This is a genomic window from Pseudomonas sp. GW821-FHT09D08, assembly GCF_059416305.1.
The window spans coordinates 1-12,025 of record NZ_JBWKOX010000001.1 but is presented as its reverse complement, the minus strand read 5'-3'; the positions used below and the strand labels follow the sequence as shown (position 1 = coordinate 12,025).

Genomic DNA, 12,025 nt, shown 5'->3' with positions numbered 1-12,025 from the left:
TATGTGGCGGCGCCCTCAGGGCCTCTCGCTCGGCAGTCTGCTGACGATCTCGCTGATGGGCGCGATGCAGGTTCAGGCGGCAACGCCTGTCATCACACCGAGCGTGCCAGGGCGTATTGAGCCGAACCTGATTCGTGAACAGATCGAGCGTGACCAGCAACAGAAAGCCGCCGAAGAGCGTGCCAATCGTGTTCAAGTGCCTTCGCTGCGCGGTGACTCGCCTGCCGATCAGGTGCTGGCAGATCAGGGCCAACGCTTCACCCTGATGGGGATTAACTTCAACAGCTCGGTCTACATCGACCGCGCGACGCTGGAAGGCTTTGCCAAGGGCTATGTCGGTCACCCGATTGGTTTCGATGACCTGAACAACCTGCTGCGCCAGATCAACGCCCTGTATGAAAAGCAGGGGCAGCTCACCGCACGCGCGATCATCCCGCCGCAGTCGCTGGACAACAACGTGCTCAAGGTGGTGCTGGTCGAGGCCAAGGTCGACGCGGTGAAATGGCAAGGCGAGCCGACCCGGGTTGAACCTGAGTTCTACCAGGCGCGCTTGCCGCTCAGCGTGGGACAGACCCTGGACAGCCCGGCCTTGATAAACGCTATTCAGCGTTTCAACGCCACCACGCCTGGGCCGCAGGTCACGGCGAGCTTGGCGCCGGGGCAAGCGTTTGGCACTACTCAGGTCGACTTGCAGGCCTTCGAGCCCGACCCGATCCAGTGGACAGCGTTCCTCAACAACTACGGCACCGAAGGCACTGGGCGTGAGCAGTACGGCGGCACGCTGACCTGGTTCTCGCCCACCGGCGTTGCGGATGCCTTGTCAGCTATCGCGGTGGGCACATCCGGTTCCCAATACGCCAGCCTGCGCTACAGCCGACCGGTCAACACCTACAACGGTGTGGTCTACGTGGAGGCGGGCGCCAACACGCTGAAAATCAAGAAAGGTCCTTTTGCTGCGCTGGATATTGAAGGCGACTCGCAAACCTACGGCATCGGCTACGACCACCCCATATGGATCAACGAGCACTTGAACTTGGTGGGCGGCGTCGCATACGACCACCAGACATCAAGCACCACGATTCAGGGGCTTGACCTGAGCGACACCAAAGTCGATGAGCTCACCCTCAAAGGCCAAGTCGAATACCGCGCCGCACCGTGGTACGGCCGCTATGAACAGCGCCTGCGCCAAGCCAACAGCGACAACAGCCTGAGCGGGGAGAGCGGCAGCTTTCAGTTGCTCAATGGTGATGCTTACCTGAGTCGTGACTTCGGCCCAAGCTTTACCGCCGTGGGTCGCCTGGGCTGGCAGTACTCGACCAGTCCGAGTGAATTGCCCTCTACCTTGCTGTACCAGTTCGGCGGTATCAGCAGCGTGCGCGGCTACGACCCCGGCGTGATTGCATCCCCTCAAGGGGTGACGATGAACCTTGAGTGGGACTGGAACTACAGTGAGCGCTGGCAACCGTTTGTGTTCTTCGACTACGGTCGCGCCATGCAACTTGGTACCGGCGACGTCGACCTGCAAAGCGTGGGCGCTGGCCTCAATTTCAAATACGGTAAGCACCTGAGCATCAGCTTGGTGGCTGCCAATACGCTTAAAGACGTGGTTGCCGACCAAGACAGCAGCCAGGTCCTTATGCAAATAATTCTTCGTTGAAACCGCACCGAGACTTTATTCAATGACCACCATGCTGCTGTACAAAGACATCAAAGCCCTCAACCGTGACGAGCACAAGGCTCTTAAACTCAAGCCTGCAAGCCACTGCGAATTCGCCTCGCAAACTCACTTGGTGCCACTGGCCGGTCTGGAGTTCTTCCAGGCTGCACGCCACTACCCGATCGTGTTCATCGGTGAGGGCGAGGCGGCCATGCCGATTGCTTTGCTGGGCCTGAACGAAGGTCACAACGGGTACTTGGATGCGGATTTCAAATGGCACGCCAATACCTACATCCCGGCGTTCATCCGTCGTTACCCGTTCGTGCTGGCACAGACCGACGCCGATAACTTCACGGTATGCCTGGACGCGGCTTACGAAGGCTGGAACGAAGAGGAGGGCCGTGAACTGTTCGCTCAAGACGGGAAGAACAGCGAGTTCCTCAACGAGATGATCCAGTTCCTGCAGAACTTCACCGCAGAAATGGACCGCACCCGCAACTTCGTCAAACTCCTGACCGAGCTGGAACTGCTAATCCCGCGCACCCTGCAACTGACCCACGACAGCGGCGAGACCTTCGTCTTGAGCGACTTCCTGGCCGTCGACGAGGAGGGCTTCGCCAAACTCACCGACGAACAAATCCTGAACCTGCACAAAGCCGGCGTTCTGGGCTGGGTTTACGCGCACCTTATGTCGTTGGGCAACGCCAACCAGATCTTCGACGACTACCTGAAACGCAAAAATGCCTGATTTATGGGCTTGCTCACAAAGGTATTGGCCGGCGCACTGCGAGGTCCATTTTACGGCCGCTTCCCGAGCAAGCTCGGTCCCACGGGTTCTGGGTTGCACCTCACGTTTGAGCCGATCGCAGATCTGGTGGGAGTGAGCTTGCTCATGAAGGCATTATCGAGGGTGTGGCGCATTTGATGTTTCCCGCGGTTACCGTAGGGACGGGCGCCATCGTCATTAACGACGCAGGGGATACAACGCAGCGCTGGGGTACCTGGAAGTAATTTTCGAAATTTATGACTAATCAAAAAAATCAAGTGGATCAATACATTGTGGCTTGATAAGAGAGTTTCCTTTAGAAAAATTTTTAAGTTTCAAGTGCAGCCTAGGCTGGTTGCAGAAAAGAACAGGAAGTAAATATCCATATAGGGGGCGCAGAAAATCCTTTCAAGGCCGATCATTGCTCCAAGCCGCAATTTCTTAATGTTGAGCATAATGCTAGCTACAACCCTGAGAGAAAAATTCCCGCTTTAGATGCAAGGGGAGCAACTGGTTGACCGTGTTATACGGGTATTCATGTACAACAAGATGACTTGGCTGGACGGATACTAGTCATCACGTGAAACGACTACTTCTTTTGAGTGACCCTACGGTCGTTCGCAAAAGTTCAGTCTCTGTTTCGCTAAAATAACACTATGGGTTTGTTCCGCTCAGTAGTGGGTCTTTTCTGCGGGCTCAGTTGGCTGCCCGGAATGAGCTACTTGATCGTCATAACCGCCACGAGCTCTGTGACACCCTTCGATAAAACAACTGATTTTTTCTAGCTATAGAGTCTGTCGCAAGTTAGGCCATCAAAGCTCAGCCAGATTTTGATAACTGGCTGCTGAATACCGTTCGCAAAGGAGCTTGGGTTCGCCGAGGCATGTGGTGGTCGAGCCATTAAGATGCCGATTGGCGCCTTCAAATGAATCAGCCGGTGATTCTTGATCGGCGACGTGATTTGGATCAGGCAGAGCGTAAGCAGTGGATGCTTCTGAAGACCTATGCGATGTGCGGGAGTGAGGGGGCTAATGGGCGACACTTGGCGGACAACTCAGATGCAATGAATCTTTCGAGGCGGCGGCAGTGCGCGAGCTCCAGGAAGAGACCGATGTTGATCGGTCAATCCGTCAGCCCATACGCCGCACGCAGAGAGTACATATGGTAAATGCCCGATGCCTTTGCTCTCGGTGTAGAACTACCGCATGCTGGCACCGAGAACTGCTCCTCTGCACAATGGAGTGATCAGGAACGAAGTGTAGTGTGTGAAGTGAGGTAGTGGTCGGAAACGAACTGGCGAGGTGTGACGAGGATATTTACCCGCCGGATCTGACGAGTCTGTTCGCATAAGAACTGCTCATCGGCGGCGGGTGAGCCCAGCGAATCACCTCTATCAGTCGATTTTGTTCAGCGGCACAGTCTTCTGATCGAAGTGATAGGCTGCAAAAATTCTTGAACGCTCCCCTACAATCAAGAAGAGTAGAGGTTTATTCAGGGTCGAGCCGAGCTTTGCCCATTCCTTGTAATCAATTCCAGAGGGCGACGGATTCAATTGTGGATGAGTGTGCCAGTCGCCGAGGTAATCAACGCGACCCTGGCTTTCTTTCCACGCCTTCGTCACGGCAAGCTGATGACCAGGATCCAAGCGTTCAAAGCTGATACGTGAGCTTTTGTCCAAAGGCATAGGCACTGTCGCGTACAGGACATGAAGGTGCTGGCCTGATCTGTACCCCATCAGCGTGCCCCCGGCTTCGTGTTCCTTTTTGCCGTCCTGGCGGAAAGTACAAATGACGTCGAGCACACTGCTCTCGACGAGGATGTACAACCCTGGCAGTTCCGGGATCGTCAGAATTATTTCGTTCCGCATGCAGGGCAGCCACTCAGCGGAGTAATGTCTTGGTTCTTTATTTTGTAGGTGTCTGCGTTTTCCACTGCCCGGGTTCGAAACCTTGGACTTGGGCTGCCGTTCTTTTTCCAGTCAATCAACATATCCGTTACAAGGGCTGCAGCGGACAGCGATGCGGAGACAGCGTACGGCGTAAAGTGTTGGCAGGCGCGAAAGCCCTTCTCCACTTCGTTCTTGAGTACTTGGAATCGTTCTGCCATTTCGCTTCCGGGCTCGTACCGCCGCAAGCAGCGGAAGCAGCCATGTTTCAACGAGTCTGTCCACAAGGCTTGAACACATTCGCCATTACCTTTGATCCATGCATGCAAGATAGGAGGGAATGCCCCTTCATTGCTGATGCGCAGCGCATTCAACATTTCTGAGAGAGGCTCCTCGCCGGTCGCATTGATGAGGAGATCAAAGCTGGAGTAATCAAGCCTCGGTGTTATTGCTATGGGCCGCGACTCGATATTGCTATAGGGAAACTGCAGTTCAAGTTCATCCTTGAGCGCCTGAGACTTGCGCTTGAGCAAGGCGTTGAACCCAAGAGCGTGGCGACCTATATTTTCCGGCTGCAGTAATTGATTGTCGATCAGCGTGAACAGGCCGCCGTCCGCTCCTGCGCCTAGTCGAGTCATCGCTTGAGCGACATAACCACCAATCGATCCGCAGCCAAGGAGAGCGATTTTCAGCCCGGCCAATCCTTTTTTCAGCGAGCTGGCCAGGTTTCGCGTGTGCACAAAGTCCGAACTGAGATCTGTAGTGTAAAGGCGTACTATTTTGTCGGAACCACCGAATCCATGAAGGTATTGAAGGTAAGCCTTCCCGGCCAATCTGCGGCTGCCTGCAGTCCCTTTGGTGGTTGCTTTGGTGATGTAGCGCCGGTTCACGGTAAAACCGAAACCGATCCAGCCCGCCGGTGAATCTATCAGGATGTAAATACGGCTGGAATCCAGGATCGATTTGTCAGATTCGATCCTTTTCTGAATTGCAGCGTAGAGAGAGCTGTCCCACGTTTTCATCCAGGTTAACGTCTCTTTCACCGTCCAAGGCAGTGCTGAAGACGCAACCGGCGCGGCGGTTGTTCTGAATAGCCAGCAGCATCGTGCCTCCAGCGGTTGTGCGGTGGCACCCCAAGAAAGCGCCATCCGATCCACCACAGCTTTATTGGTGGTAATAATGTCGCCAAATGGCGCTCTGGGTGACAGCTTGTATACCTGCGCCTCATTAGCGTCTGATGACAGCTCAGATAGGCCAATTGGGAGCACAGTCCCTGCACTCGACCCAGTCCAATACGACTGGAATTCTATTTGAATATCAGCTTCGCTTTGGGCAGGGTTGCTAATGAGTTGGTCGATCAGGCTGGTAGCTTGCTGCAAGCAAAATGCGACTGCTCCAGCCGGGTTGTATCGATCGAGCACCACGGAGCCTTCGGCCAAGTAGCAGAAATCACCTCCTACGATTCCATGCGCCATCCGAACAGGTAAAAAGGAGGGTTTTTCCGTAATGCGGATTTTCGGGTAGACAAGAAAATCCCAGTCGGCAACGGCTAGTTCTACTGGAACTGGCCCGGCGATGGACTTTAACGTTCCAAGAAATCGACGAGTCCCATTCTTGGTTGGACGGGCTTTGAAACCCAGTCCATGTATGTAGCGAAGCACATCGCCAAGGCCTTCAAATTCCATATCAACCTGCTGAAGTGTTCGGAACACGAGGGGCAGGCACTACGGCAGGTGCGGTTGAGCGCACAATTTCCGTGGCGCTTTCAACATCGATCAGGTCTGTATTCGATGGGATTCGCCCACCCAGCTGACCCGAGGTGATCTGCAAGGCCAGATGCTTTTGGTATTCCTGGCATCCCTTAGCCCTTTTGAGCGCGGCTGCCAGATCTTGGGCTTTGCTGGAGGCGTACTTACGTTTTTCCTGGTCCAAGCGATTGAAGTCCTCTACGCCGTCATCAATACCGGGCTCGCGTATCTCGGTACTCAGTGCAGTGGATAGCGCGTTGGCCGCATGCTCGAAAGCGGTATCGTCGCGACCCCGTTTACCCTCGAAGCTCTGAGCAATCGCGATCATCAAGGAAATGGAGGTTGGGCCGCCGGACTTCCAGTGAAAGTCCCGCCAGGCTTTTGCGTAACGGCACATGCGAAGGTACTGATTGCCCAGATCGCCAAAACGCGCGACTTGGTCTTTGATCCATTTCGCAACATCTTCAGGATCGGAAGCTCTCCAAAGGCCAGAGCGTGAAGCGAGCATGATGGTGTTAAGGTCTTCCCATGTTTGTGCCTTGGCCAGCGCCAACTCCGTGAAGGATTCATTCACGCTGTCATAAACGGCAGTACGACTCTCATTGCTAAGTACCACCGTGCGTTCGACAACTTTGTTGAACTCTTCAATCGGCGCTGCGTACAGCGGGATGTCAATGTGGGCCCACGAAGCGACATCTATCCGGATGCAGGTGTCCTTGGCATCGGCGCCTGTAATCAGCTTCCATCCTTCCTGAACACAAAGCACCTGAAGGAGTGTTTCAACGAGGTCGAAGTACTTTTTGGCCATCGCGGCCGGCGGGCCGTTTTCCTGCCAAACATCGACGGGCAGGTAGACGCCATAATCGAGGTCGGTTTCCTGCTTGTCAGGGTGTGCGGGTTGGATGCAGGTTTTATATGACCAAGAACCTTGCGTCCTGAACCGAGGCTCCACACGCTTTTCCATTCCCAAAACAGCGACGGTCGCATTAGCAATCGCGGGCTTCAAGTATTCCCGAATTGTCGTCCGGCACTGCGTTAGAAAATCACGCTGCTCGTTGGTGGGCGCAATTTTGTCGCTGAAGACGATGTCTTCAGCTGAAGAAAAGAAGAGCTTGGTAAGGTTCAGCATGTTTCAGGCTCCTGACGGGTCGCGTTGTTGCCGTAGTAAAAATTTATGGGGCTAGCTATGTGCGCAACGAACTCCATGAAGTCGGTCTTTCCTAGGCATGCTTTAGCCTTCTCCAGGCCGGAGCCGATGAGTACTTCCTGGGCGTGGATGTCTGCTTTGTCCAAGGCGACCGCCTTGGAGCGATCGTCTGTCAGGTCTTCGTCAACATGCATGTAGCGTGAGCCAAGCTTGTGCTGCAGCATGAAGTCGCAGAGCGACTCTTGAACGGAAATCGACAACCCAAACAGTCGTTGCGCTGCTTTCAGGGGATTGCCTCCACCCCAGTCCATGGCACCGCCTTCACGGTTGTTTTTTGGGTTCACAGTGAATTTGGATGACATCGTTCCGATAGACAGGAGATGAATGTCGGAGCTGGCCATGTCGAAAAACGTCTCTGCTTCATGAAGCGCGAGTAGGCCGGGGGCGTTGGCAAACAGTCCGCCATCGACGTACTGGTTGTGTTGAAACTGGTGACGCGGAAAGTAGGTTGGGGCAGCGCTAGTGGCGAGGGCTATGTCCACCATCGGGTGCTGATGGTCACGCCGGAAGCTTTCATGGTGGGGTGTTTTGAACAGCACTGGCTTGCCAGTTGAATAATTGATAGACGGGATGACGACCGGGTGAAGGCAATCACCCAACAGTTTGGTGCCCAGCATCTCAGGCTCTGAGATTTGTTTTTTGAGCGCGTCACTGCTGAACGTGGACTTGAAGATGGGCATGCTCGTGCGGGGATTGAAAATCGCCTCTCCATGCTTTTTAAAGAGGTCTACGATTGCTTGGGCAGGAATCTCCGATGCAATCGCGAGCGCCAGGATGCCACCTATAGACGTGCCGGCAATGAGGTCGAAATGGCGAGCGATTGGGCCACCGATCTCGCGCTCGACTTCTGCCAAGATGGTGGCGGTGTACAGCCCTCTGTATCCCCCGCCTGATAGTGCCAAAATCTGAAAGCGATTTGCTGACATGAATACGATCCTCCGGCACTACAGGATGAGTGCGATTGATGAGTAAGTTAACGGCAGAGGCGTGAGTAAAAAAGGCGGGTTGAGGATGGCTTTGTTATGTTACGCTTTCGTCAGTACACTAACGTCTAGATTAAATTTTGATCGTGAACATCTCTTTCGCTTCGTGAGCATTTACTCACGTGCGCCATGTTGACTTCTGTGAGATTATCGATAGCAATCGAATTGCTTTGATTTGTCCGAGGTTTGTTACATGTATAAAATAGCAATTATTGAAGACTCAAAGGCCGTGAATAATGCTCTTGCAGAATTCTGTCGTCAACTCGACCAGTCAGCAGAAGTTGACCAGTTCTTTGATAGGGCGTCGGCCGAAACGGGTATCAAACAGAATAATTATTCTTTGATCGTGGTGGATATTGAACTACCGCCCGAAAAAAATGCTGGAATAGGACTTATAAACGTAAATTCCCAGTATCACAAAAGCCCCGTCATCGTTGTCTCCGGTTTGGATTCTTCAGTTTATCGTTCGATCATGTATCAGCTCGATATTTGGGATTTTCTTGAGAAACCCATTGCACCTGATGGTCAAATGTTTTTAGCCGCCGCGATGCGAGTGCTGAGGGATACACGAAATACGCAAGGAGAGCAGAGCGCGCAGGATCAGCAAGCACAGTCCGAAGAAAACTTGTTCGTAGACCATGAGACGGGAAAGGCGAGTTTTAAAGGAAAGCCGCTGAATATTCCTCATACAGCTAAAATAATACTGCAAAAAGTGTATAAGAATAAAGGTGCGCTTGTCACGTACGAAGAGCTGTTTGATTTGGTGAAGAGCGGTAAGAATAACGATGCCATCCGCCAGCATGTGAAAACCATTCGCGATGCGTTGAAGGAGGTCGGTGAGTTAGAGGGACACGTGGAAGTCATCAGGATGAAGGGGGTTCGGTGGCAGGATTAGATCTCAAAAAGCTTAAAAATAATATCAGCAAGGCATCGATAAGAGTCTATATTGTCGGCGTGCTGGTGGTGGTATTTTCCGTTGTTATAGTCGGCACAGTTGTTGCTCTTCGTTTAAGTTTTGGGTCTGTTGCGGAGCAATATGAATCAAGTGTAAGGCGTAATTTGCAACGTGTTGCCTATGAGTTTGATTCGCTTGATGGAAGAATTAATCTTAGTAATTTTGAAGCGCCAAAGCCAAATAACACCGGAATCCCTTTTTACAGACTTCCTTTGGAATATCTCAATGTCATGCCTGGGCATGTCGAGGATGTAAAACCTCTACTGGGATGCAGCTTTGCCGGTATCAATGCGCCTCAGAATAGAGTCTGCAGTGGAATGTTGGACAATAAAGCGCTCGGTTCAATTGCCTACGTGAGGGGAGGGTTCGATAAATTCGGCGATTTGGTTTCTCCTCGTTATATTGATGATCCAAGGACGGGAGATTACTTCCTGGTCACGGTGTACGCGCGCGGTGCCGCTAGCCAATTCATCGTCACCTTCGACTCCATTAAAAGGGTCGGCGACTCCAGGGCTCCGTACCTGTCTCCAGCGTGGAGCTTAACTGGATTCAAAATAGGCTCGTCAACAGGCCGGGCTTATTCGAGGGAGTCACAGATCAAAGGGCGTGCCTTGAAGGTTAGCAGTCAAGGTGCAATCGATAGGTTTGAATTCATATTTCAACTGCCAGTTTATGCCTTCGCAGACGACGCCTTCAAGGCAAATCAGCCGCAAGGGGAAGCTTCTGTTTGGCCGCCGGAGGATCTCTCTGAAGCCCGTATAGACGTTAAATTAATCGGTAAGGATGCTGCTGGTGAACTTAGTATTATTATGGATACGGCGCTGTCCGAGCCGAATACCGTTTTTTCATTTGAGAAGATGAGTAACTATTTGACACCAGGTGAGGTTTTAGTGTTTTCCCCTGCTCACTCAAGCGCGCAGATTAGCGTGACTCATATATCAAGCGGGAACTCAGGCTCGGCAAGAACGTTTCCATTCAGTGCGGTTGATCGGTTAACTGATTTTTTCATTAAGATTATTGTTCCTGCGACAAGAATTGACGAACTAGCCAGACTTCCTGATGGAAGCACTGTTGCTATTCGTGGCGATGCTTCAAGCGTGCTGAGCGGATGGCGCGTCGCTGCACAGTCCATCATAATGCTTTCCTCTCTTCTGATTGTCTTGTTGTTCATATCCTATGTGATTCTGCGTATTTTCGTGCTGACACCACTTTACAGAGTGCGACGCAATACGTTGCATATGAAAGAGCGATTCAGCGTTCTTCATGAATACAAGCTTCCATTCTCGATAAAAGAAAGTCAGAGCGAGGTGGGTGTTCTTTGGCGAAATATCTCAGAGCTTCATCAGGCGCTCATGGCATATGGTAGGAGTGCCCTTGAGCGTTCTAAAAGAGAGCACCTCTTTCTACGTGCGATTGGTCATGAAATTAGGTCTCCCTTGCAGGATTTGATGCTTCGTCATAATGACGATACTGATCCCAGTACACGCTACGTACGGAGAATTTCTTTCGCAGTTAAGTACTTATATGGAGCCTCATTGGGGCAGGAGACCTCTGATAATTTTATCTTTAAAAGTCCACAAGAAGCAATGAACTCATTGTCCGGAGATATTACTAAGGAAAACATAACGGAGTATTTGATGAACGCTGCTGAGTCGACGATGGCGGGTATCAAATATGTTGGAGGCGATTCTGCTCTTTATGTGATGGTTGATGCTGACATGCTTGAGTCGGTGCTGACGGCGATCATTAATAACGCCAAGGATTTTCGAACGCTTGATACCGACATTATCGTCGACGGCTACTTAGACCAGGGTGACGCCGTTATCACCATAAAAAATAAAGGTCCCCATATCGCGAATGACCCTATAGAAGAAATCTTTGAATATGGTGTCTCTGTGCGGGACGGCGCAGGTGAGGGCGACCATCTTGGACAGGGGCTGTATATGGCGAAGACGTTTGTTTCACGTTTGAGCGGTAGCCTCACTGCCCGCAATTTGGGTGATGGTGTATGCTTCGAAATCAGACTTCCATGCGTAGGTTAGGCAGTCAAATTCATATGATTGCCGATCAATGCCATAGGCGGCCCGTTTGGGCTGGCCGGACAAACGTTGCGGTTCGGACTGGTCAGCGAGCAGTGCCGATATCACCTCAATACCTTTGTTACTTTTCAGGCTTGTGGGTGGGTAGCGTCGGATGCTTTGGCTTGGTCTCGGGGTTCACGTGATGCCTTCTGTCATCCTTTCCGTCGTCACGTTTCGGTTTCGGGCCAGGCTTGATATGAGTTGTCATACTGTCTCGTTATCCAAATGATTGATTTCAATGGGGGGCAGGTTGTAACCGACATCAGTGGTATTTATCTCGTCATCATGGCTTCTAGGCGTGCCATGAATACGTTAGATCCAATTTCCAAGACCGCCAGTGGAAAGGTGTGGAAAATTGCAAAGCAGCCTTGAGGCGCGGTAATTGACCTCAGAGGCACTTGCCTTTCGAAATCACCAAGCCGATCTCACCAGGCAAGATGTGCGAGTTGCGAGGCGCTCATCGACAGTCAGTTGATACTCACAAAAATTTGGATGCCAAGATGCGAATCGGCGGCTGCGACAAAGTATCGTTTACATGAACTACAGCTGTTTGCCCTGCGCTTGGAGTGCTCGTTCGAGCCCGGCGTGATGACGATGGCATACCACGCGCTCGAAGCGCTACACGACGACTTGGTGGGTATTCCTGCAGGTCGGCATCGATCTTCTGTAAGCGCTCCATGAACCCCACATTCAAAGTCACCATCTGATCCCCGATGCTGTGCTCCCGATTCCTTTCCGGAGCC

8 protein-coding genes and 1 pseudogene are annotated in these 12,025 nt (G+C 52.2%); 5 read left to right on the top strand and 4 right to left on the bottom strand.

Annotated elements, in window-relative coordinates; genetic code table 11:
* Window position 1: 1 nt before the first annotated feature.
* The 3 genes and pseudogenes from AC07OP_RS00045 to AC07OP_RS00035 all read left to right on the top strand — a co-directional run.
* Window positions 2-1,657, top strand: a complete 1,656-nt coding sequence (locus tag AC07OP_RS00045) for a ShlB/FhaC/HecB family hemolysin secretion/activation protein (RefSeq protein ID WP_495101421.1) — start codon at window positions 2-4, stop codon at window positions 1,655-1,657.
* Window positions 1,658-1,679: 22 nt separating this feature from the next.
* Window positions 1,680-2,405: a SapC family protein gene (locus tag AC07OP_RS00040; RefSeq protein ID WP_495101420.1), complete on the top strand. Its 726-nt coding sequence runs from the start codon at window positions 1,680-1,682 to the stop codon at window positions 2,403-2,405.
* A gap of 1,062 nt (window positions 2,406-3,467) precedes the next feature.
* Window positions 3,468-3,668, top strand: a pseudogene (locus AC07OP_RS00035) (NUDIX domain-containing protein); the annotation flags it as partial.
* Window positions 3,669-3,816: 148 nt separating this feature from the next.
* Here the strand turns inward: AC07OP_RS00035 and AC07OP_RS00030 are convergent.
* The 4 genes from AC07OP_RS00030 to AC07OP_RS00015 are packed head-to-tail and all read right to left on the bottom strand — an operon-like array spanning window position 3,817 to window position 8,189.
* Complete coding sequence (locus tag AC07OP_RS00030) at window positions 3,817-4,248, bottom strand: Mov34/MPN/PAD-1 family protein (protein WP_495101419.1); 432 nt, start codon at window positions 4,246-4,248, stop codon at window positions 3,817-3,819.
* 26 nt (window positions 4,249-4,274) lie between these two features.
* The gene (locus AC07OP_RS00025; RefSeq protein WP_495101418.1) at window positions 4,275-5,993 is read right to left on the bottom strand and encodes a ThiF family adenylyltransferase; all 1,719 of its coding nucleotides are present in this window, start codon (window positions 5,991-5,993) and stop codon (window positions 4,275-4,277) included.
* Between the two features lies 1 nt (window position 5,994).
* Window positions 5,995-7,185: a CBASS cGAMP synthase gene (locus tag AC07OP_RS00020; protein WP_495101417.1), complete on the bottom strand. Its 1,191-nt coding sequence runs from the start codon at window positions 7,183-7,185 to the stop codon at window positions 5,995-5,997.
* Entirely contained in the window at window positions 7,179-8,189 is a 1,011-nt protein-coding gene (locus AC07OP_RS00015; protein WP_495101416.1) for a CBASS cGAMP-activated phospholipase, read from the bottom strand. Before AC07OP_RS00015 ends, AC07OP_RS00020 begins: the two co-directional genes overlap by 7 nt.
* Before the next feature lie 250 nt (window positions 8,190-8,439).
* Here AC07OP_RS00015 and AC07OP_RS00010 point away from each other — a divergent pair, with 250 nt between their 5' ends.
* Together AC07OP_RS00010 and AC07OP_RS00005 are read left to right on the top strand one after the other, a co-directional pair.
* Window positions 8,440-9,141 (top strand): response regulator transcription factor, encoded by a 702-nt coding sequence (locus AC07OP_RS00010; protein WP_495101415.1) that lies wholly within the window; start codon window positions 8,440-8,442, stop codon window positions 9,139-9,141.
* Window positions 9,129-11,243 (top strand): sensor histidine kinase, encoded by a 2,115-nt coding sequence (locus tag AC07OP_RS00005; RefSeq protein ID WP_495101414.1) that lies wholly within the window; start codon window positions 9,129-9,131, stop codon window positions 11,241-11,243. The genes AC07OP_RS00010 and AC07OP_RS00005 overlap by 13 nt, the downstream gene beginning before the upstream one ends.
* Window positions 11,244-12,025: the final 782 nt, after the last annotated feature.

Bases quoted from the DNA above. Each gene is read 5' to 3' on its own strand.
- AC07OP_RS00045 (WP_495101421.1), top strand. From the start codon at position 2: ATGTGGCGGCGCCCTCAGGGCCTCTCGCTCGGCAGTCTGCTGACGATC.
- AC07OP_RS00040 (WP_495101420.1), top strand. From the start codon at position 1,680: ATGACCACCATGCTGCTGTACAAAGACATCAAAGCCCTCAACCGTGAC.
- AC07OP_RS00025 (WP_495101418.1), bottom strand. From the start codon at position 5,993: ATGGAATTTGAAGGCCTTGGCGATGTGCTTCGCTACATACATGGACTG.
- AC07OP_RS00020 (WP_495101417.1), bottom strand. From the start codon at position 7,185: ATGCTGAACCTTACCAAGCTCTTCTTTTCTTCAGCTGAAGACATCGTC.
- AC07OP_RS00015 (WP_495101416.1), bottom strand. From the start codon at position 8,189: ATGTCAGCAAATCGCTTTCAGATTTTGGCACTATCAGGCGGGGGATAC.
- AC07OP_RS00010 (WP_495101415.1), top strand. From the start codon at position 8,440: ATGTATAAAATAGCAATTATTGAAGACTCAAAGGCCGTGAATAATGCT.